The 23177-nt window shown below is 39.5% G+C and carries 19 protein-coding genes and 1 pseudogene; 3 read left to right on the forward strand and 17 right to left on the reverse strand.

Features of this window, described 5'->3' with window-relative positions; genetic code table 11:
* Positions 1-18 precede the first annotated feature (18 nt).
* Positions 19-1515, forward strand: a complete 1497-nt coding sequence (locus ACTNC0_RS07955) for a response regulator transcription factor (protein WP_441086954.1) — start codon at positions 19-21, stop codon at positions 1513-1515.
* Positions 1516-1634: 119 nt separating this feature from the next.
* Here ACTNC0_RS07955 and ACTNC0_RS07960 read toward each other — a convergent pair whose 3' ends face one another.
* The 6 genes from ACTNC0_RS07960 to ACTNC0_RS07985 all read right to left on the reverse strand — a co-directional run bounded on the left by ACTNC0_RS07960 (position 1635) and on the right by ACTNC0_RS07985 (position 10003).
* Positions 1635-2453 carry an alpha/beta hydrolase gene (locus ACTNC0_RS07960; protein WP_441086955.1) on the reverse strand — a complete coding sequence of 273 codons (819 nt, stop codon included), beginning with the start codon at positions 2451-2453 and terminating at the stop codon, positions 1635-1637.
* Positions 2454-2471: 18 nt separating this feature from the next.
* Entirely contained in the window at positions 2472-3680 is a 1209-nt protein-coding gene (locus tag ACTNC0_RS07965) for a hypothetical protein (RefSeq protein ID WP_441086956.1), read from the reverse strand.
* A gap of 184 nt (positions 3681-3864) precedes the next feature.
* A complete protein-coding gene (locus ACTNC0_RS07970; RefSeq protein ID WP_441086957.1) occupies positions 3865-5880 on the reverse strand; it encodes a beta-galactosidase in 2016 nt (671 codons plus the stop codon).
* A gap of 146 nt (positions 5881-6026) precedes the next feature.
* Complete coding sequence (locus ACTNC0_RS07975; protein WP_441086958.1) at positions 6027-7943, reverse strand: ABC transporter substrate-binding protein; 1917 nt, start codon at positions 7941-7943, stop codon at positions 6027-6029.
* A gap of 173 nt (positions 7944-8116) precedes the next feature.
* Complete coding sequence (locus ACTNC0_RS07980; RefSeq protein ID WP_441086959.1) at positions 8117-9052, reverse strand: carbohydrate ABC transporter permease; 936 nt, start codon at positions 9050-9052, stop codon at positions 8117-8119.
* A gap of 9 nt (positions 9053-9061) precedes the next feature.
* Positions 9062-10003, reverse strand: coding sequence for an ABC transporter permease (locus ACTNC0_RS07985; protein ID WP_441086960.1), 942 nt, complete (start codon positions 10001-10003; stop codon positions 9062-9064).
* Between the two features lie 350 nt (positions 10004-10353).
* Between ACTNC0_RS07985 and ACTNC0_RS07990 the strand changes: the two genes are divergently transcribed.
* Positions 10354-10986: a YesL family protein gene (locus ACTNC0_RS07990; RefSeq protein ID WP_441086961.1), complete on the forward strand. Its 633-nt coding sequence runs from the start codon at positions 10354-10356 to the stop codon at positions 10984-10986.
* Positions 10987-11145: 159 nt separating this feature from the next.
* Here ACTNC0_RS07990 and ACTNC0_RS07995 read toward each other — a convergent pair whose 3' ends face one another.
* The 11 genes and pseudogenes from ACTNC0_RS07995 to ACTNC0_RS08045 all read right to left on the reverse strand — a co-directional run bounded on the left by ACTNC0_RS07995 (position 11146) and on the right by ACTNC0_RS08045 (position 22007).
* Entirely contained in the window at positions 11146-11841 is a 696-nt protein-coding gene (locus ACTNC0_RS07995; RefSeq protein ID WP_441086962.1) for an L-ribulose-5-phosphate 4-epimerase, read from the reverse strand.
* Positions 11842-12047: 206 nt separating this feature from the next.
* A complete protein-coding gene (rhaD, locus tag ACTNC0_RS08000; protein ID WP_441086963.1) occupies positions 12048-12878 on the reverse strand; it encodes a rhamnulose-1-phosphate aldolase in 831 nt (276 codons plus the stop codon).
* Positions 12879-13223: 345 nt separating this feature from the next.
* Positions 13224-13937 (reverse strand): acyl-[acyl-carrier-protein] thioesterase, encoded by a 714-nt coding sequence (locus ACTNC0_RS08005; RefSeq protein ID WP_441086964.1) that lies wholly within the window; start codon positions 13935-13937, stop codon positions 13224-13226.
* A gap of 68 nt (positions 13938-14005) precedes the next feature.
* Positions 14006-14293 carry a helix-turn-helix domain-containing protein gene (locus tag ACTNC0_RS08010; protein ID WP_441086965.1) on the reverse strand — a complete coding sequence of 96 codons (288 nt, stop codon included), beginning with the start codon at positions 14291-14293 and terminating at the stop codon, positions 14006-14008.
* Positions 14280-14645 carry a type II toxin-antitoxin system RelE/ParE family toxin gene (locus ACTNC0_RS08015; protein ID WP_441086966.1) on the reverse strand — a complete coding sequence of 122 codons (366 nt, stop codon included), beginning with the start codon at positions 14643-14645 and terminating at the stop codon, positions 14280-14282. The genes ACTNC0_RS08010 and ACTNC0_RS08015 overlap by 14 nt, the downstream gene beginning before the upstream one ends.
* A gap of 286 nt (positions 14646-14931) precedes the next feature.
* Positions 14932-16605: an AAA family ATPase gene (locus ACTNC0_RS08020; protein ID WP_441086967.1), complete on the reverse strand. Its 1674-nt coding sequence runs from the start codon at positions 16603-16605 to the stop codon at positions 14932-14934.
* 79 nt (positions 16606-16684) lie between these two features.
* Positions 16685-19369, reverse strand: a complete 2685-nt coding sequence (locus tag ACTNC0_RS08025; protein ID WP_441086968.1) for a sensor histidine kinase — start codon at positions 19367-19369, stop codon at positions 16685-16687.
* Between the two features lie 77 nt (positions 19370-19446).
* Positions 19447-20145 (reverse strand): response regulator transcription factor, encoded by a 699-nt coding sequence (locus ACTNC0_RS08030; RefSeq protein WP_441086969.1) that lies wholly within the window; start codon positions 20143-20145, stop codon positions 19447-19449.
* A 215-nt stretch (positions 20146-20360) separates the two neighbouring features.
* Complete coding sequence (locus ACTNC0_RS08035) at positions 20361-21053, reverse strand: HAD family hydrolase (RefSeq protein WP_441086970.1); 693 nt, start codon at positions 21051-21053, stop codon at positions 20361-20363.
* Between the two features lie 98 nt (positions 21054-21151).
* Positions 21152-21364, reverse strand: coding sequence for a hypothetical protein (locus ACTNC0_RS08040; protein WP_441086971.1), 213 nt, complete (start codon positions 21362-21364; stop codon positions 21152-21154).
* 62 nt (positions 21365-21426) lie between these two features.
* Positions 21427-22007 (reverse strand): annotated as a pseudogene (locus ACTNC0_RS08045) (hypothetical protein).
* Between the two features lie 317 nt (positions 22008-22324).
* Between ACTNC0_RS08045 and ACTNC0_RS08050 the strand changes: the two are divergent.
* Positions 22325-22969, forward strand: coding sequence for an orotate phosphoribosyltransferase (locus ACTNC0_RS08050; RefSeq protein WP_441086972.1), 645 nt, complete (start codon positions 22325-22327; stop codon positions 22967-22969).
* The last annotated feature ends 208 nt before the right edge of the window (positions 22970-23177 follow it).

Raw genomic sequence — 23177 nt, forward strand, 5'->3', positions numbered from 1 at the left:
GGCAATTGTACTTGAGGGTTGAAATATATCATCGACTGGGAAGACTTGGGATTCTCTATCTGCAGCCAAGCCCAGAATGGCAAAGAAGCCCTTGAAAAAGTCTTGAATCTCCAGCCTGACCTGGTGCTTCTGGATATCCGTATGCCGAAACTTACAGGTACCGAGATCATTCAGATTGCACGTGAAAAGGGCTTTAAAGGACATTTTATCATTCTCAGCGGATACTCTGATTTCTCTTATGCACAGACCGCTATTAAATATGGTGTGGACTTCTATCTCACCAAACCAATTGATGAGGATGAACTGGAGAATGCTGTAGTTACAGTCAAGAAACAGATCGAGGATGAACGCAAATCCGCCCAGACTCTGAATCAGTACCGTGAGAATGCCCGCGATACCATTATCCGCAATCTTCTTACAGGTGATTTTCGTGATATCTCAAGCCTGAATTTGTCGGATCTGCATCTGTCTACGGATATTTATCAGGTCATTATATATGAACGTTTCACCAAAGATCCGTTCCAGGTTACCTGGGATTTCGCAGAACTTCTGCGCGTTTCCAATCAGGATCATAATTCCTTTGACCATATCAGTATTGATCACCGTGAGGTCATCCTGCTGAAAGGTTCTTTTGCACTGGAGCGTTTTAATCGTCTGTTGACTCATTACCGGATCAATCCGCAGAAAGGTTCTCCGCTGGACTCCTTGTTTCTGACTTATGGTCGTCAGGTATACAGACCGGAAGAGATTTTCCATTCTTATCTGGATGCATCTGCACTTCTGGACCGACGGTTCTTCTGTGAACATAACCAACATGTTCTTGGCTTCGAGGCACTGCCTTCTGAGGATGCACGTACCTACCATGCAACAGACGAAGAGGCTCAACGCTGTTCTACTGTTCTGACCAATTATATACAGACTCAGAACCGCAGATGTATTGAAGATGTACTGAATGAACTAAAAGAAAATCTCTATTACTGTGCAGATGGCATCTCCACGATTAAGCGTTTTCTGATTGATATTTACCTGCAGATCAAACAGAAGATTGCACAGGTTTACACCAATATCCAGATTCCGTTTTCCACGAATTCTGCGATCATTGATTCCATAGACAGCAGATTCTATCTCTATGAAATCCTGCAGATCCTGAACCAGCAGTTTGAAATGTGCATGAATGCCATCGGTGGTCCGTCCGGTGAAAATATTATGAATGATATTCTTCACTATATTAATCACAACTATATGGACAACCTGAAACTGGAAACTTTGGCACCTTTATTCGGTTATAACAGTGCTTATCTGGGAAAGATTTTTACGAAAAAAGTAGGAGAAAGCTTCAATTCTTACCTCGACCGGGTAAGAATTGAACAGTCAAAAATTCTCCTTGAAGATAAGACCTTAAAGGTCTATGAGATAGCCGAACGCATCGGCTATAAAAACGTGGATTACTTCCACAAGAAATTCAAAAAGTATGTCGGAGAAAGCCCCGCAGAATACAGGAAACAAAAATTATAAAATAGGAAATTCGCAATCCGCTTCGCTACTTGCTCATATAACCATTAACTGCTTCGCAGTTGATCAGAAGAAGCTTATGCTTCTCCTGATTGATCAAGCAAATTCTTTGCTTGATCTGGTTATATATTCTGCATCCACTTACATGCCAGTTCTATCCAGGACTGGCATTCTTTCTGTACACATCCGCCGTCTTCATGGCTTGTCTCCTCATTTGCAAGGCTCAGCCCATGTCCACCAACCGGATAAAGATGCATCTCTACCGGGATTTCAAATTTACGCAGTGCATTGAAAAACAGCAGCGAATTCTCTACAGGAACACAGTCATCTGTTACTGTATGCCACAGGAATGTAGGCGGTGTATCTCTGGATACCTGAAATTCCAGAGACTGTTCTTTTCTCTTATCCGGATCATTACAATCCTCTCCAAGCAGACATTCAAAAGATCCTGTATGTGCAAACTCTCCGGAAGTGATAACCGGATAACTCAAGATCATGCCATTTGGTTTCACCATCTCAGAACTTACTCCAAGTGCCTCTGCAATAAACCCTTTCTTCCAAAAGACACCAAGACTTGCTGCCAGATGACCGCCCGCCGAAAATCCCTGCAGTACAATTTTATTCGTATCAATGTGAAATTCTGCCGCATTTTCTCTTAAGAAAGCAACCGACTTCGCAAGCTGTAAGAGTGCCAACGGATATCTGACAGGCTCTACGCTGTAGCGCAGGATCACTGCATGATATCCCTTTGCCAGATACTGCATGGCAATCGGTTCTGCTTCTCTGTCAGAAGTCATGGAATAACCACCTCCCGGACAGATTACAACTACCGGGCGCTTTCTGTTGATATGCATTTCAATAGAATTATCCAGGAAATAAGTATATAAATCTGCTGTCTCTTTGTATCCGTCTACTTTAATTTCAATCTTTTTATAAATCATAAGATCCTCCTGTATACTTCATTTATTTTCATCATCCTTTTCCATTTCTACTCCCCATTCCTCTAATTTCCCGGGAATATTTACAGGCACTTTTCTCAGTCTTGATTTTCCATTCTTTACTGGCAGACGCTTATATAAACATATATTTCCATCAGCATCAAGAACAATATAAAAACACTCAAAAATATGACTCGAATTCACAATTTCCCGTGTTGTATATACATACCCTGCTTTGTTCTTTTTTCTTTTAGAAAAAACAATTCCTCTGCTTCTTCGATCCCTGAAACTTTTGAAATAATCTTCACGTATGATTTCAAGTTCTTCCCATTTATACATTTTTTTTAAAAACAAGTAAGATATTTTACAACCTTCTTTATTTAATGTTACGACTTTTGAAGACAAAAACAATAATGGTGCATCAAGCAAAGCCTCAAGAATCAATATTGGAATTCTTTCTCCCTCTTCAGCGGTCAGCCCTATCCAAATAAGCAGTACCGTAATAAATGCTACCATGATCATCTGCAAAAAGTCTCTGATCTTTATTACTTCCTGCTGATATTCTTCTAAATTATTTGTACAGTCTGCCCCGTTACTTTGGATTTTTTTTCTTTTTTGTCTCCTCAATTCTACCATTTCATCATATTGTCTTTGTTTTTCTTCTTCTTTTATTCCTTCCCCTTTTTCTGCCTCCGCTCCCCATTCTTTCATTTTTTCACGAACATTTACGTACATTTTTCTAATAACTTGTTTTTTCCCTTTTTCTAATTTATAAGAAGAAACATTGCCATGTTCATCAAAAGTAATATAAAAGCAATCTGAAAATGGAAGTGCATGGACAATCATCCGGGTAGTATATTTCTTTTTCTTCCTGTTTACCGCATATTTGGAAAATACAATCCCCTGATAACGTATGCTCCCTCCTTTACCATATGTATACCAGACATCCTCCCGAATAACAGCAAGTTCTTCCCATTTATATTTTCTCTTCCAAAACAGCCAGGATACCGTACAGCCTTCTCTGCTCAGTACAACTGTTCTCATAAAATACAAGAGTATCAATAACAGTAATATTGCCTCACTAAATATAAATCCATATATCTCTACTCTTATTTCTTTTCTTTCCAGAAAAATCATCAGCACTTCTATGCCGAGTCCAAACACTGATATAAATAATATCAGTATTATATGAGGATCTATTACTCTGATTTTTTCCTGCTGTTCTTTCATATGCATTTCCTCCGATTATCTGAAATCCTCACTTTCTCCTATTCCAGCATATCAACCCAATCTCTTGCATTTTCTTATGAGTTTATTATAAGATAAATATATATAATTGTTAAGGTACAAAATAAAATGTTACTGTCCCATTTGCTGCAAACTAAACGAACCATATAGTATTAGAGTTCATCTGTTATTTTCTTTCAAGAATCAGAACATCTTTTGCATTCATACTAACTGTCTGTCCTGCTGTATATCTAATTCCTGTAAGCAGATCTGTTCTGTCTTCTTTGAGAACAAATTCTGTTTCTTCATCTTTATGATTCAGTACAAAGAGATAGCTATATTCTCCTTTAAATCGCTCGGTTGCTTCCACGCCCTCCGGTGTTTCCAGTACAGGATGAATATCTTTTTCCTCCAGGATTCCCTTTACAAATGTTCTGTAAAAGTCTTCTGTAGAACGTGTTCCCACATAATATGCCTTACCTTTTCCATATGAATTTACAGTGATCACCGGAGTCTGTGCATAGAAATCTTCCTGATATTCAGACAGTTCCACTGCACCTTCCAGATACATAATATCACATAACAATTTTGCCTGATATACATTGCCATTGTATATAAAATGATTGCATTTATCTGTCGGCAGTGCATCGGATTCTTCCACCCAGATTCCCAGAATATCGCGAAGTCTTCCCGGATATCCGCCTGTAATAACAAGATCATGTTCATCCACATAACCGCTGAAAAATGTAGTCACAAAAGTTCCTCCATTCTTCACAAAACTTCTGATTTTTTCATCATAATCACCTTTTGTCATATACAGAATCGGTGCGATTACCACATCATACAGCTCCAGATCATCCTCTGTTCCGATGATATCCACTGCATAATTCTGTTCTTCCAGCGCACGGTAATAATTGAAAACTTCATCCAGATATCTCAGATCACAGCTTGGACCTGCAGAATATTCAATTCCCCACCAGTTATCCCAGTCAACAAATACAGCTGCCTTTGCATGATATCTGGCACCAAGAGTTTTATCCCCCAGTTCTTTTAATTCCTGACCCATAGCAGCAATCTCACGGAATACTCTGGTATTCTCATTTCCCACGTGATCAATGACTGCGCCGTGATATTTCTCACAGGCTCCGATGCTTCTTCTCATCTGGAAAAACATTACAGTATCTGCTCCATGAGCCATTGCCTGATAGCTCCAGAGTCTCATAACTCCCGGACGTTTCAGCGCATTATATGCCAGCCAGTTTGTCACACTCGGAGTTTGTTCCATCAGTGCAAATGGCTGCCCGCCTTTGATCCCGCGCATCAGATCATGATTCATGGCAATCCTTGAATAAGGATCTTCATTTGCAGGATAATTGTCCCAGGAAATGAAGTCCATAGATTTTGCCCATTTCTGATAATCCAGAGGTTTGTAGAATCCCATAAGATTTGTTGTGATCTTTGCATCCGGAATGACAGATTTTATCGCATCATATTCTGCCTGGAAACATTTCAGCATTCCCTCAGAATTAAATCTGCGGTAGTCCAGAGAAATACCCTGAAATGTGGTTCTGTTTTCTGCGAAATGTTCACTGAGAAGATTCGGTAAAACCACCTCATCCCAGTCATAAAAAGTATGTCCCCAGAATGCAGTATCCCATGCCTGATTCAGATTTTCGATAGTCTGATATTTCTCCTTCAACCATACACGAAAAGCATTTTCGCAGTTCTCACAATAACACTCACCACCATATTCGTTGCTCACATGCCATGCAACAATGCAATCTCTTTTTCCATATCTCTCTGCCAGTTTTTTTGCCAGAAGTACTGAGTATTTCTGATAAGTCGGACTGTTCTGGCAGGAATTATGGCGGCTTCCAAATTTACGTTTCATACCGTTAAATTCTGTACGGAGTACATCCGGGTGGCGCTTTGCCATCCATGCAGGATGCGCTGCTGTGGAAGTTGCCATGCATACTTTCAGACCATTTTTCTCTACCAGATCCATGATCTTGTCAAGTTTTTCAAAATTATAAGTATTCTCATCCGGCTGCAATGCCGCCCAGGAAAATACATTCAGAGTTACTACGTCAATTCCCGCAAGCTTAAACAGGCGCATATCTTCTTCCCAGATTTCCTCCGGCCACTGTTCCGGGTTATAATCACCTCCGTAAAGGACTTTTTTTATTTTTTCATCATTGATCATTTTTGCATTCTCCTCTTCTTATCTTTACATATATCTGCAAATGTCCGATTATATTTTCTCTTTAAAATCCATTCATTAAAATAGGGTGCCACATGTGGGCACCCTATTTACTTTAATACTAATTAACCACTTATTCTGTTTTATCTTTATGCTGCCGGTGTTTCTGTTGCTGACTCTGTTGTTGCAGCTTCTGTTGCTTCCGGTGTTTCTGTTGCATCTGCTGCGGCAGAATCTGTGGAACCATTCTGAGCTTCATAATCCTTTACAACCTGCTCACGTGCTGCCTGCTGGTCTTTTGCACACTGCATATCATATTCAAGAACTGTATCGTAATCCAGACCTTTCAGTGTCTTCTGCATCTCTTCCAGAAGTGAGTTGAATTCATTTTCATCAGACGCAAATACCATCTTCCAGGAATAATCTACGATAGATGCTTTACACTGGCCACGAAGTGTTGTGATCTGGGAATCTTCTTCCGGAACTACGTATCCACTTCCAGGTGCAACCAGGATCTGATCATTCTGTGTCAGATAATCCATTGTTGTATCTGCTTTGAAGTGATCTGTCCAGTCTTTCTGCGTTTCAGAAGTCTGTTCCGCGATTACAGAATCCCATGTCGTATAATCATAGCAGATACCTGTATCCGGGTCAGAGTCAAGCTGGTTTACTGCTTTGTAGTTTAATGCAGATACACCATCTTTCCAGGAACCGCCTCCCCATTCATCAACAACATTTACGCTTTCTCCGTAGAGAGCCTGTTTACCGAAATCTGTCAGTACTGGCTGGTCGTCTTTCATTTCCCATGTCAGTCCTTCCGGTCCACATGTGTTTGCTGTCTGTGCACAGGAATCCATAACACCTTCCGGTGAATACAGCCAGTCGATGAAATCTGCAAGTCTCTGAGGATCTTCTGCCTTGCTTCCGATCATAATGCATGCATTCTGTGCATTACCGTTAACCTGGCATCCATAGGAGAAGATTTTCTCATCATTAACAGGTACGAACATGAAACCTTTTCCTGCTTCTTTGTTTGCATCTGTGTTGTAAGCACCCTGTCCAAGCCATGGATATGGAGAGAAGAGAATCTGTCCATCCTGATATTTGGAAAACAGAGTATCATAGTTCTGAGTTGTAGATTCCGGATCAACAAGTCCCATCTGGTTTGCTTCGAAAAGGAATTTCAGTGATCTTACATAAGCGGAATCAGAATCAATCAGGCTCTGATAATCAGAACCGTCTGCTTTTGCAAGTACGAATCCCATTTCATCATATCCATAATAAGAAGCCTCTGGTTTTGCATTGGACATCATGTTTCCGTCCCAGTCTTTGAAAAGGGAAATTGCATATGTCTGCTTGCCGCTGTCGCTCTTCGGTACTGCTTCCTGCATTTTCTGAAGTGCCGGAAGAAGATCTTCCAGTGTATCGATTTCAGGATAACCTGCTGCTTTGTAAGCATCCCATCTTACATAAACACCATAGTTTGGATCCAGACCCTCGGAAGATACTGTCGGCGCGTTGCTGGAAACCTCAGACGGGATTGCATAGATTCCATCCTCATCAACCAGTGCCTGTGTATTCTCGATCGCACTGTCATAACGATGTACATTCTCTGCATCCTTTAAAAGATCAGTCATGTCCATGACCAGCCCTGCTGTAACCAGGTTCTGGAGACGTCCGTTCTGTGCACCTGTGATGATCAGGTCTCCAAGGTCTCCGGAAGCAGATCTCGTCTGGAATAAAGTATCTCCGCCGCCAGCTACATTCGGGGCAATGATGTTTAATTCCATGTTAAACTTGTCTTTTACAATCTTTGCGAACCATCCAGACTGGATACCCTGATAGTTTGCAAGTCCGTCAAATACATCAACTGTAATGAAGTCTTTGTATTTGGAGTTTGTTGAGCTGTCATCGGATGAAGCATCGCTGCTGTCCGCTGTGTCTGTGCTCTCACTGCTGTCTGTGGAAGCAGATGAATCTGATGTGGAATCAGAAGAACCGCAGCCTGCGAAAGTTCCGGCTACAAGTACAGCACTGATTAAAACGCTGATCACTTTTTTCTTCATTTCTTAAAAATCCTCCCTGTGAAGTGTTGTGGTCATTTGATCACATAAATCTTTACTTATTTGTTTGATTCTTTTATCTGTTTATTTTATTTGACTTTCTTTTTATCCTGCTCTGCTGCTTTGGAAGCAACAGAACAGTTTTTTCACTGATATTTTTTGTTTCAGGCTTTACATCAACCCTTAACAGATCCGATCATAATACCTTTAACAAAGAATCTCTGGAACATCGGATAGATGAACAGAATCGGTAATACGACGATAACAGAAACTGTCATTCGGATGGAAGTCGGAGTCTGCTGAGTGGCAACTGCCGCCATGTTCAGCGCACCGCCTGCACTATTCTTAACCATTGCCGCAAGAGAACTTGCCTGGTTAATGTAAGTATACAACAGATACTGTAAAGAATACAATTTCTGATCCGTAATGTAGATCAGTGTATCCTGGAAAGAGTTCCACTGTGCAACTGCCGCGAAGATTGCTACAGTTGCCATGATCGGAGTGCAGGCCGGAAGAATGATCTTATAGAAAATCTTGAAGATTCCGGCACCGTCAATCTCGGCAGCTTCCTGAAGAGCTCTCGGGATAGATTCTACATAAGTTTTAACCAGAACGATGTTAAATGGCTGCACGATCGCCGGGAGAATATATACCCAGAATGTATTTGTCAGGTGCAGGTTTTTCATTGTGATAAACATTGGGATCATTCCGGCATTAAAGTACATGGTAATTACCATAAAACGATACCAGAATTTTCTTCCCCACATCTTTTCCTGTGTGAACATAAATCCCAGGAATGCGGAAGACAGTACAGTCAGAGCAGTTCCGATCACGGTTCTTGCTACAGAAACCATCGCTGCTGTAGGAAGTCCGCTCAGTCCAAGTACCTGTTTATAGTTTTCAAAATGAATTCCTTTCGGCAGGAAATTGATCATGCCGTTGGCACTCAGATCATTGGCACTGATCGTGTTGATGATCAGGTAATAAAATGGATACAGACAGATGAGTGTCAGTATACCAAACAGTAAATAATTGAATACATTAAAAATCTTATCGGAAGTCGAAAGAGGACGTTTGTGTTCTTTTACTGCTGCTTTTTTCATTTTTCTCATTCTCCTTCCTTATACAATAGATTCTCCACGTGTTTTCTTTGAAACAAAGTTTACTACAAATAAAAGTGTTACGCTGACGATACTCTTAAGCATGGAAATCGCAGTCGCCATGGATAAACTTCCTCCGGTCATACCGATGTTATAAACATAAAGATCAAGCACCTGAATATGAGTCTTGTTAAATGAGTTCTGGAATACGAAGTACTGATCCATACCATTGTTCAGGAAGTTTGCCACGGAGAGCATCAGCATTACAAAATATGTAGGAAGCAGTGACGGAAATGTAATGTGTTTCATAAGCTGGAAGCGATTGGCTCCGTCAACTTTCGCTGCTTCATAGAGCTCCTGATCAATACCTGTAATGGAAGCCAGATACATGATCGCCCCCCATCCAAGTCCTTTCCATGTGTTCCACAACAACATTGCAAGCCATGTGTGAGAGTCACTGTCCAGGAATTTCAGCGGTTCTGTAATAAGTCCCAGATTCTGAAGTAAGGTGTTTACCATACCTGTGTTGGAGAACAGGCAGAATGCTACGGAATATACCATAACCCAGCTGATAAAGTTTGGAAGTGTTGTCAGTGTCTGTACTACAGTCTTAAACCATTTGCATTTAATCTCGTTTAACAGGATTGCGAAAAATAATGGAAGCATTGATGTCGCAATTCCCAGTAAGCTCATTGCAAATGTGTTCTTCATAACCTGCACGATATGCGCTAACTGTGTTTCGTTTCCAAAAAGCATTTTAAACCACTGGAAGCCTACAAACTGACACTTGCTTAATGGAAGCGGTGGTTTGTAATCATAAAATGCATAAATCCAGCCATGCAGCGGGAAATAGGAAAACAAAAAACACAATACGATAAATGGTACGATGAATAAAGTAAGTTTTTTGTTTGTCTTAGGACGGTTCACCTTAACGGCTTTCGCCCCGGATGTCTGTTTAGACATTTGGTCTTCCTCCTCCTTTTAACCTTCTTTTTAATTTTCAAAGTGCTTATTCTGTCATATAGTTCCTGTCCATGCCGATGGCCAGGAAGCCTTTGTTGTCTCGTCCTTTGAAATTCTGGACTTATAGTAGCATTAATTTTTAGAGGGAAATACCTTAAAAATTTTACACTCTTTATGGAAATTTTAGAATTTATGGAGATTTGAAAAAGAAATCACTAATTTTTATGGTAATGAAACTATTATTTTTGCGGTAGACTTGAAAGTTGCTCTTTAATAAGATAGAAGCACAAACAAATAGAAACATTAACTATAGCAATAGCCACAGCACTCTGGCAGAAAGGAAAGCCCACATGAAATTTAACCCGGACAGCCCGTTCTTTGAATTTATGAACACACTGGCTGCATTTATCGGACTGAATGTCCTGTTTCTTATTACATGTCTTCCTATTGTTACCATTGGTCCGGCTTTATCGGCTCTATATACCGTAACATTAAAAGAAGCACGCAAGGAACAGGGATATATTTTTTCCACATATCTGAAAGCATTTAAGAAAAATTTTCCACAATCTGCGGCAGCTTTCCTCATTCAGCTTGTGCTGGCTTTTATATTTGTATTTAATGCAGTTTTCTGGGGCGAACAGAATACAGTTTCCGGAAATATCTGCATGTTTCTTATGACTCTGCTTTTGGTTGTACTGGCTTTTTCCTTCCTATATACGTTTCCTCTTTTAGCAAGATTCCAGAACAGCCTGAAGCAGACATTAAAGAATTCAGTAGCAATCGCAGTTACCCATCCGAAGACCACTCTGGGACTTCTGGCAATACAGGCAGTATTTATCATTGCTTGTATCGCTGTTCCACAGGCAAAGATTTTTATGGTTTTGCTCGGATTTGCATTTGACGCATATTGTAATTCTTTATTATTAACACGCCTTTTTTCCTTATATGAAGACGATCAGGAAGCATTCCCTGTGCTATCCTGATATGGTCTCCTCCTTTTGATAAAATTGCGAAGGTTCCCCAGACTTTCCGCAATAGTGGCAGAGCAATCCTCCTAATTCCTTCTGCCGCACAAAAAAATCTCCCGGATATTTAAGAGAAGCGCTCACTCTTTCCCGGGAGATTTTTTATTCATTTAATTCTTATTTATTATTTCCCTGTCCATAATATGCATTTGCACCATGTTTTCTGAAATAGTGCTTATCCTGCAGATCCTGTGGTGCAGGTTTTACCTGTGGATTGATCATCTCGCAGCGTGCCGCCATCTTGGCAACTTCTTCAAGTACAACTGCGTTATGTACTGCTTCGTGAGCATCTTTGCCCCATGCAAATGGTCCATGGTTCTTGCAGAGTACTGCTGGTACTGCTTCGTAATCTTTATCTTTGAACATATCAACGATCAGAAGTCCTGTGTTCTTTTCGTATTCATCAAATTCTTTACCTTCCAGACAACGTGCACATGGGATTTCTCCATACATATAATCTGCATGAGTTGTTCCATAGCAAGGAATTCCTCTTCCTGCCTGTGCCCAGCTTGTTGCCCATGAAGAATGTGTATGAACAACGCCTCCGATATTCGGGAATGCTTTATACAGTTCTACATGAGTTGCTGTATCAGAAGATGGATTATATTTTCCCTCTACTTTGTTTCCGTTCAGATCAACAACAACCATATCGTCCGGTGTCAGTAAATCATAATCTACTCCACTTGGTTTGATAACAAAAAGTCCCGATTCTCTGTCAATTCCGCTGACATTACCCCATGTAAATGTAACAAGTCCGTATTTCGGAAGATCCATGTTTGCTTTGTAAACTTCCTCTTTTAATTTTTCCAGCATAATTCGTACCTCTCCTTTTGCTTTTCAGATATTAATTGCAGTATCTTTCAGATGTTCCGGTTTTGCATATCCCATCCGGAAAATCCCTTATTAATATCTGTATTATAACACTTGTACGGTACATGTACCAACTTGTATGTTAATTATTTTAGAACTTTTTGTTACTGTGAAGGTACCGATCAATTGCAGACTTTTTCTAATGCGGTTTACTGCTTCTCATACAGGAATTCTTCCGGCAGGCTTACTTTGAAGTCTTTTGCGAGTGCACGGAAGTTATCCGGTGTGATTGTCTGGAGTTTATGTGGTGTCATGGACAGAATCTTTACCAGAATCTCTGCGGATTTCTCTACTGTGTGGAGCAGACCGAATGTAAGGTCAAAGTCTTCACCGGAGCAGAACATACCATGATGTGCCCAGATAACAACATCATATTTCTTCATTAATTCTGCTGTCTTTACAGCAATTTCTCTTCCGCCTGGTACCATCCAGCCGACAACGCCAACTCCATCTGGGAAAACAACCGGGCATTCTGTAGCAGATTCCCATAATTCTCTGGTAAAAATCTTGTCATCCAGTGGAAGAACAAATGTCAGTGCAATCGTATTTGTTGTGTGTGCATGATAAATAACACGATGTTTTCCATTTGTCAGTTTCTTCTTTACTTCATGGTTCATCAGATGAGTCGGAAGTTCGCTGGTAGGTCTGCCGCCTTCGACGAGTCCCCAGCGGATTCTGTAGTTTGCTCCTGTCTCATCCAGTTCAATGATTGCCAGACATACCTCAGGATCCACGATAATATTTCTGAAATATTTACCGCTTCCTGTCACAAGGAAAAACTCTCCGGCCAATCCCGGAACCTCTACTCCGATCGGTGTCCATTCTCCAGGTGCATTCAGACGAGGTTTGATCATCTCAACTTCCTCTGGTTTCAGACGGTAGCTTAAGTTTCCACCATTTCTCTCATGCCATCCCTGCTGATAACCATCATTGGCCATTTTGATAAAGCCCTGTACAAATTTAGATTCCAGAATTTTCATAGTATATATCCTCCATTTTTGTGGTTTTATGTTGTTTATTTTTAACAATTCGTTGTTTCTTGTTGTTTACCGTTTTAGTATATATTGTTTTGTGTGGTTTGTAAACAATTTATTCAAAAAAACTCTCACGAAACCACATATGGATTCTGGAATATATTTGTCAGTTCTGTATGAAACTTTTTTCCTTGTTTTCAATTATGTGTTGTAATTTCTGACAAAATTTTGTGTTTTTGCATACTTTTCGCTTATATCTTTATAAAGGTCTTTTACAGATAACTGTCGTTAATTAATCCTGTCATTACCAGTAAATTATTGAAAAATCACAGGTGTTTTTACTCATATATCTCATTTATTTTTCAGGAATTCTAGTATCGCATAAGCTTTTCCTTCTATATTATCCAGAGATACAACCACTTTATCTGTTTCCGTTTTTACCTTCGGGCAAATTACATCTCCAAGCTTTGCCTGCATTTTATATTCCGCGCGCATCTGGTATATTTTGAAACTTTCCGGAAGGAAATCTTCTGCCATGCATACATACTGGCAATTGTTTACATGATGATTTGTATCCAGATGATGTTTTTGTACCGTGAAAGCTTCCTGCGCAATCATATTCTCCGGAAGTTTGATCTTTCTTGGTGCATAATCCATTTCCATCTTTTCACCAAGTACATAATTATCTGTATCTGCTGGTGTCAGTCTGGCAGGTAATCCTGTACTGATATCAAGATGCGTCCAGTTGGAATTTGCCCATGCAAGTTTTTTTCCTTCAGCATCCTCTATAATGAAATTACGCATACCCATAAATCCTTTGAATTCATACGGCACTGTCGTAATCTTAATCTCAGTTCCCATTTTTGCATACTCATCCACCACTACCTGCCAGGAAGAAAGTACCCATGCCCTGTTTCTCGCCTTCAGAACCTCCCCTCCAAGCCCTATTGACTCCGCATGAAACGTACAACAATCCTGAAAATAATTCAAAACACCTGGCAATGTCAGTCTGCCATCTTCGCCTGTCTCACTGTATCTGACTCTGCTGTTAAAACTGTAGTTCATCGTTTATGTCCTCTTTTCTTGTATTTTGTCTTTTATAATTCACAACTGTTCAGTAGCCTCACGAAATTCTATATTTTTTGTTTTGGAACAAATTCAATTTTAAGATTCATTCCCATTCCCTCTGCTAAACGCTTCAGCAGATTTATAGATGGATTTCTGGTTCCATTTTCCAATTTACTGATGTCAGCCTGATTAATACCAGTTCGTTTTGCCAGTTCACTTTGCGTAAGATTTTGTGATGTTCTCGCATTAACAATAGCTTTGATCACATCCATTTCCGGCTGAATTGCTTCATACTCTTTTACAAATTCCGGATCCTGCATCTGCTTTTTCTTATACTCTTCAAATGTTTTCATTCCGCTCCATCCTTTCTATAAAATCTATACGTCTTACTTTTGCTGTCTGAATTTGCTTTACTGGTGTTTTTATAGTCTTTTTCACAAAACCATTTGTTAATACTATTTTTCTTTCATAAACGAAAAAGTATAAAACTCTTGTAATATCGCTTCCAAATTTACATCGAAGTTCAAAAATACCATCTCCAAAAAATTTACTATAGGGTTCTCTCAACATGTTTCCTCTTTCTTCCAGAATTTCAAGCATTCCAATTATTTTTGCACGCATCTTTTTATCAAGAGAATTCAAAAACTCTTCTATAGGACATTCTCCATCCAATGTTTCATAAAAAATCACCTCAAATTTTTTCATTTAATCCTTCTTTCATTTTATGGTATATATACCATAATGTCAATGTTGTTTTATTTCCATCCGCTTCTTATAATTTTTTCTAACAGGGAAAACTCCAGGCAGAACTGCCAAGAATATTTAATGAATTATTGTTAAGTATGTTAATCATTATAATCCATACTGTAAGTATTCTCAAGGCTTATTATTCGACATGTAATAATACATTTTTGATGCAATATAATTGAAATAAAAGTAAAAAAGCAGGAAATCTTTTACGCATCACGTAATAGTTCCCTGCCGTTTCACATTATTTTTTTAACACAATACATCTTTTTTTATAGAAGGAAATTCCGTAGCAGAACACTTCATCATAATTATCCGCAAACTCTTCTGCATACATTCTGTCATTTATCTGTCGGACAGCTTTCTCGCAATCTGATTCCATATGTTCCAAAGTCTTAGAGTATTTCGCCTCAAAAACAGCTACCCTGCCATTTCTTGAGTCCAATACCACAACATCACTGCGTCCTTCTCCATGTTCTTTATTGGACTGCACCACATAACCTGCTCCTGTAAAAATCCCCGCCAGAAACGCATGATAAAAATCTTCTTTATAATCATGATAACTAATCGTCATGCGAAGCAATCTCGTCATTTCTCTGGTGATTTCTTCACTTTTTCCATTCCACACAGCGTCAAACAATGGTTTCCTGTCCCACTCTTTTGCATTGTCATCAAACCATTTTCTGATTGTTGTCTGGAATATTTCCTTGATTTCTTCATTTGGAATCATCAATGCAGTTACTCCATCTGAAGGCTTTTCTTTCAGATCCACCTCTCTCACTCTGGTCAGATAACCGGTCAGATACAGCACACTCCATAAATTTTCCTCTGAAGAATGTAAATAATCATAAGTAAGATTTTCATCTATATGTTCCGTCAGATATCCCCCAGTCAAAAGGGTTTCAAGCTTTTCTGTAATATTGCTTCCTGCAAAATCTATGAAGGAGCGAATAATAGAATTATCACTGGTATTTTTCCAGTATCCTGTCGGCTTTGCATCTGGATTCTCCTGGAGATCCCGCAAATAGTTCATCACATCCCAGGGACAATATACATCCGTTTTTCCAAAATGATATCCATCATACCATACTTTGACCTGCTCCGTTTTTTCCGAAACATCCGCATCTATTAAAAGCTGGTCAACATCCTTCTGCGTAAAGCCAAAATATTCATTAAACCTTGCGGCGGTAATTGTATCAGAAACAAAATTGTTTGTTCCCGTAAAGATACTCTCTTTGGAAATCTTCAGACATCCGGTTATCACTGCAAAGCGTAATGCCGGATTGTCTTTTAATGACGTGATCATCATCGTTTTCATTAATTCAAGCATCTGTTTATAATAATCATGGCTGCTTGCCTTCGCCAATGGAACATCATATTCATCCAGCAGCAAAATCGTAGATTTTCCATAGTATCTGCTCATAATCTGAGAAAGGAACTGCAAAGACCGGGATACTTCGATTTCTCCGGCAGTTCTTGTTTTTAACCGCTCAAAAATATCTCTTTCATTTTCACTGATATTCTTACCATTTAGTAAATAAGAATGTTCCTCAAACAGACTTCCAATATCAAATATCAATTGACCATAAGCACTGTTAAAGCTCAACCCATCAACATTTTTAAAAGAGAAAAATATAACCGGCCATTGATTCATCCATGACTCACACAGCTTAGAATTTTGAGAAATTTCCAATCCCTCAAACAGATTCTGATTCTTCTTACGAATATCCAGAAAACTGGCTACCATGCTCATCGCAAGAGTTTTTCCAAATCTTCGTGGTCTGGTAATCAGCGTAACTTCTGCTGGTTCATTTTGTAACAGACTATTTATCAGTCCCGTTTTATCAATGTAATAATATTGGTTCTTTCGAATTTTTTCAAAATCAGATATCCCTACCGGAATGTTCAGAGTTTTCACTTTACGCTCACCTTCTCTCTTATGGCCTTATACAAAAACTATATCTCTATTTTATCAGACCATTTCCATACTTACCATACTATTTTTTCGACATATTCGCAGCAAACGTAATCATTACCTTAAACAGATCTCCATCCAGATACAGCTTAAATTCTCCACCCTGCAATTCCGTCAGGCTCTTAGCGATGGAGAGACCAAGTCCGCTTCCTTCTGTGTTTCTGGCAACATCTCCACGGATAAATCTCTCCGTCAGCTCATCTGCTGAGAAATTTAATGGCTGTGCAGAGATATTTTTTAAAGAAAAGACCACTTTCTTATTGCTGTTTCTGATTTCTGCATATACTCTGGTTCCTTCCATTGCATACTTCACAACGTTACCAAATACATTTTCCAGGACTCTCCACATTTTCTGTCCATCTGCATAGATCATGGACGGCTCATCTGTAAAATGCACCATCATGGTAAGGTTCTTTTCCTGAAATTTTTCTTCGAATTCTCCGATAACCTGCTGCACCATCTCCACGAAATCAATGTCATTCATCTCAAATTTGATATTCCCGGTACTTGCCTTGGACGCTTCCACTACGTCCTCTGTCAACACCTTCAGTCTCTGGGATTTCTCGTCCAGAATACGTAAATATTCCTGTACTTTCGGGTCTGTCAGATTCTCACGTTTCAACAAATCTACATAATTAATAATGGAGGTCAACGGTGTTTTCAGATCATGGGAAACATTTGTGATTAGTACTGTCTGCATTCGTTCTTTCTTCAGGCTGTTTTCCACCGCAGCATCCAGACCATCACCGATATTATTGATATATTCAGCCATTGCTTTGTATTTTCCGGTAAGCTGCTCTGTTTTAATCTTATACTGCAATTCTCCGTCACTGATTTTCTTCAGTCCGTCCATAACAAGATCCAGACCATCCACTTTACGAACTGCATAAACGATTGCCGCTACATCTGCCACGATCAGCACCAACGCAAATATTCCTGACGCATTTATCATAAAAAGCATAAGCAAAAACTGTAAAAACACAAATCCGCCAATACCAAACAGAACTTTTATTTTTTCTGATGTATTTCGAGAAAAGCTGCCAATAAAATCTATGATCTTTCTATTGCATTTTCCAATCCATTTCAAAATTCTTCTAAGCAAACTGTTTTTCCAGAACGTACCTGCCTTGATTCTTCTTACCAGGCTGAGATATCCTGTCAGGAACCATGCCATTGTATAAATTCCGCATATTACCAGTAAAATTATCAGAATCTGCATATTGTTGAAAGTCCCGATCAGTGAGTTTGAAATCACTGTTACCATTCCCATAACGCCAACAAGCCATACACCAATCACAATTCCCGCCGCAATCTCTGTATACCATCTGTCAAAACTATTCAGATGGATTTCTTCGTCTTCCGGTTTTCTTCCTGCTGCTACTGTCAGCCAGATCATACTAATCAGCCAGATCACACAACTAAGAATAGTTCCAAGCAATACCGGCAGCATCAAATTTGCATATTTTTCAAAAGTCTCTGCATCAGACGCAATAGAATCTGCTATCGGAAATTCAATGTCTACATTGACTGCAAAAACAAAATCTTCTGTGTCAAGGCTCTGTTTAATCGTATGATTCCATACCTGCAGGCTGATATTTGGAATATCTGTAACACATTCACTTAAATCCGGGTAAACAACCGCAAATGTATGCTCCTTAAGTATCTTCTCAAGGTTCTGCTCCAGCTGTGTGTAGTCACCGTATGCCTCTTTATTTGTATAGACTGTCTTTGCTTTTTTATCCGCGAAAAGATATGTGAGGTTACTACTCCCTTCCTCACATTCCCCTGTGGGCTGAAAAGAATTGTCCTGTGCAGTTGTATATTCATAAGTTTTGGCATCATTTTGTACGGAACTGATACAATCCAGAAGATTAGCCAGTTCATCGTAAGCTCCCCGAGGACTTCCACTCCATTCCTCACTGGAATTTACTGCATCCAGAAGATTATCCGCTCCCTGCGGTGCAAATTTCTCTGCAAGTCCATTCACTGAAAGGAAATAAGTCTCTGAGTATTCCACCCCGGTCGTAACATCCGTGACACTTCCAATATTCTGGCTCGCATCTGAATTCCAGTAAATCAGATCATATGCCGCATCCACCTTCTGAGCATCTGTCTTGTCCCAGAATTCATCAGCATCTGAATCAAAGTAATCTTTATTATAATCTATTTTCAGGGTTCCATCTGCTATCCTCTTTTTGAAATCATCAAGATAAAAGCAATGACTGGTTCCATCAGTTGTCCGGCACTGAATAATATTTCCATTATCATAATATGCCTCGCTTCCGTCCCAGTCTTTTGCCCATTCCAGAATATCATTTACAGAATATGCAAGACCAGAAACATTCTTCATCGAGAGCTCTTTAATGGCATCCCATGAGTTACCTTTTTCCTTAAATTCAAAAAGATCAATCACTGCTGATGAACCTGCGTTTTTAAGAAAATTTATATCCTCCTGTGCAGATAAACCACCGATAATATCCGTTCCTTTTTGACGCAGTTCATTGTTAAATTCCTCTGATTCAATATAATTTTTATTTCTGTCATCCAGACGGATTCCTTTCTCATAGAGTGCGACAAAAGCTACCATGCAGACTGCTGCTGAAACCGCAGCCAGATGTGCAATCACGATCCAGACCGTCTTGGCAAAATTGCTTCTATATCTCTTTCCTTTCATTGTTTTGTCCCTTTCCTTTTTATTCTTATCCACTCATTTATCTTGCTGTCATACAACGGTAATGATAATTTATTCGCCAAAAATAACTGTTAACTGACTAATGTCATTTTTTACGATATCTTCTCTACTTTATATCCAAGTCCCCACACAACTTTCAGGTATCTTGGCTCTTTCGGATTGATCTCGATTTTCTCTCTGATATGCCGGATATGCACCGCTACCGTATTATCTGCCGCCACGGCTTCCTCGTTCCAGATATTTTCATAAATCTGGTTAATAGAGAAAACTCTGCCCTGATTCTTCATCAGTAAAAGCAAAATGTTGTACTCAATCGGCGTCAGTTTTACCAATTCTCCATCTACCCGGACCTCTTTCAGATCATCATTGACACTTAACCCTCCGGTTTCATAAACATGAGCGCTCTCCTGTGGCACTGCTGCTCCCAGTCTTGTATATCTTCGAAGCTGTGATTTCACTCGTGCCACCAGTTCCAGCGGATTAAACGGTTTGGTCACATAATCATCAGCACCTACATTTAATCCCAGAATCTTATCCGCATCTTCTGACTTCGCAGAAAGAATAATGATCGGAAGCGGATTCTCCTCTCTTATCTTCAAAGTAGCCCTGATTCCATCAAGTTTCGGCATCATGATATCTATAATCAGCAGATCTACTTTCTGACTTCGCAACACATTAATTGCCTCCAGGCCATCATACGCCTTGAAAATCGTATATCCTTCCTGTTCCAGGTAAATGCTGATCGCCTCCACGATATCCTTATCGTCATCGCAGACCAGAATATTCGCCACTTCATACACCTCCCTCTTTTTTTCAAATCCCCGGCTCAATTTCCATAACTTTTAACAGTCCCCACCCACTGCTTATTGCTCTTCGCAATTGAAGCAGGGGACTTACTTGATTCGGTTAAATTTCCGGTTTTTTAAACATTTTTTTGTTTTTCTGTTATTAGAATAATCAAAGTATCTTAATATGAAAGGGACAAATTCTTAAGATTTTCTTATGATTATTTCAGAAGCTCCTTAATATTTACATTTTCAAATGATTTTATCGCCGGGAATTTTGCTTCGATTTTCGGCTCTTTTCCCTGTGTATACCAGATTCCCTTCAGACCACTTTTTGCGGAACCTTCCACATCTTTTTTCAGACTGTCACCGATAAATGCACATTCATCCGCAGAAAATCCGGCTTTTTCCACACAGATATCAAATAAATGTGGATTCGGCTTCTCAGCACCGGCTTCCTCACTGGTTACAATAAAGTCAATATAAGAATCCAGCCCCAAAGCACTTAATTTTTTATACTGAACATAAGCAGTCATATCCGTACCAATTCCAATACATATTCCCCGCTTTTTCAGTTCCTGCATAAATTTCTGAACCCCTGGTGATGGCTGGGCCTGCCGGATCAGTGTATCCCAGTATGCATGGTACATATTTAAAGCATGTGGAAACAACGGCTTTTCCCATAATTCCAACATAATCTGCATTCGAAGCAGACGACTGTGAATAGCCGCCGTATCCGTCCGGATTCTGTCCGGCATAATTATTTGCGCTTCTTTATAGCATCTTTTCATCTCTTCCCCGGATACTCCAAACGCACTCTCACAATAATCCGCCAGCGCTTTCATGCCGTAAATATGGTTTTTATCGTAATCATACAATGTATTATCAATGTCAAAGATTACTGCTTTTATCATTTTGTATCCCTCTTTCTGTAAAGCCATGTTCTGACGGTTTTTCTGCTTATGAACATGGCTTTATAATTTAGCTTTATAATTTAGCTTTATGATTTGATTTACTCCTCTGATTTTATCAGCTTCCTGTCCTCATCCAGATACACTCTGCTGCCCTCGTCAATCCCATGAACATACAGCCAGTCATCCTCCACTTTCATGGACTCTTCTTCTCCATTATCGCCTTTCAAAATTACGCGGACCATATCTTTCATGCCTTCCGGTCTGCCTTCACATCCGAAGTCCAGTTCCTCAATTCGTTCTACTGTATACATTCTCTTTATTATCCTCTTATCCAACTCATGCCAGATAAATAAACTTTCTTAATCTTGCCCGGTTATTGATCTGCATTAAACACATATTTATCCAGTCTCGCAAACGCCTCTTTTACTCTGCTAAGCGGCAGTGCCAGATTCATTCTGATTGCGCATGGGTGCATAGACAGAACATTCATCTCGTTATGATGCGGTTTACTGCTCTTTGCCACAACTCTGTCTCGCAGATATTTGTTATAAATAATATGATAGCTTCCTACCAGTCCTGCCAGATTAAAAGTCTTACTTGGCGCATACACCGCAATTGTTCTGTTTCGTGCATCCTCACTTACAGACTGAGTCGGAACGTGTTTATAGCCCTCCAGAATCAAGTCACACCATTTCGCTTCGTCTGCCAGTCACTAATAGACTGGAAATATTCCTCTCTCGGTGAAAAATATCCGTATGCCGGATGTTTTGCACGCTCAATGATTGCCTCCGGAATCGTCGGTACCGTCGGGAAATTCATATCCGCCACCCACATTGGAATAATATCAAATCCATCTTTTGGCTTCGCGGGACTCATTGCGCTTGTTCCTAATCCATCTACTGCAATCGCATCCATATTGTGTCTGTCTATGATTGATGTAAAATCGTATTTCATATTAACATTTTCCTCCACTTCGTATTTACTCTGGATAATTTTTCATATATTGCCAGAATAGAATCTCTTTCACAAGATTCTCTATTTACAATAAACTCCTTTAGAGCATATTTGAAAATCATCCCATCAATATAATTTCCCCTCCACTGCAGGGCAATTCTGCCCGGAGAATCTTATTATACCATTCCCTTCATCTCAATTCCACAAAACCATTGTAACAGCTACTTATTTTTTATTAATTTTGCACAATTTTATTTATTTTTTTGCTGTACAATGGTATAATATGAAAAGAATAAAAATGAATGGGAGGTATTTTTATGAATCAGGAAAACATGACAAAAATTTATGCCCGCAGTGACAGTCGTATTCAGCTCAAAGTAATTCCAGGACATTTCGTAACATCCCAGTCCCATATCACGCACTATCTTGACCTTACAACCATGAAGTCAAGAACTGCAGAAGCACAAAATATCGCACATGAACTGGCTTCCAATTATGAAGTTTCTACCCCGATTGACACCATCATCTGTATGGATGGATTGGAAGTAATTGGCGCGTATCTTTCAGAAGAACTGACGAAAGCCGGCATCTTCTCCCTGAATGCTCACCAGACAATTTATGTAATCACACCTGAATTAGGAAATTCCGGACAGATTATTTTCCGCGATAATTATCAGCCGATGATCAAAGGTAAAAATATCCTGATTCTGAATGGTTCTATTACTACCGGTTCCACTTTATCAAAATCAATTGAAAGCATCCTGTATTATGGCGGTATCATAAGAGGCGTTGCTGCCATTTTCAGCAGAGTTGACAGTGTCGCTTCTCTCCCTGTACACTCCATTTTCAATACCAAGGATGTACCAGATTATCATTCCTATCCTTCCAACAACTGCCCAATGTGCCAGAAGAAGCAGAAAATTGACGCTATTGTCAGCAGTTACGGATATTCTGCATTGTAAGGTTTTCTTACAATATTCTAAGTACTTTAGGATTTAGACAGACACACAAGCTAAAAAGGCTATACACTTATCAAAAAGGCTACAGTTTTAACGAATATAACTTCGTAAAGCTGTAGCCTTTTTTCAATATCATATAATTATCTAATCCAATTACTATATTTAATCAACTTATCGTTTTAAGAAATATTCCTATTCCTGACCAACGTCT

The sequence above is a fragment of the Blautia sp. HCP3S3_B11 genome (genome assembly GCF_052064435.1).
In the GTDB taxonomy this organism is placed as follows: domain Bacteria; phylum Bacillota; class Clostridia; order Lachnospirales; family Lachnospiraceae; genus Blautia_A.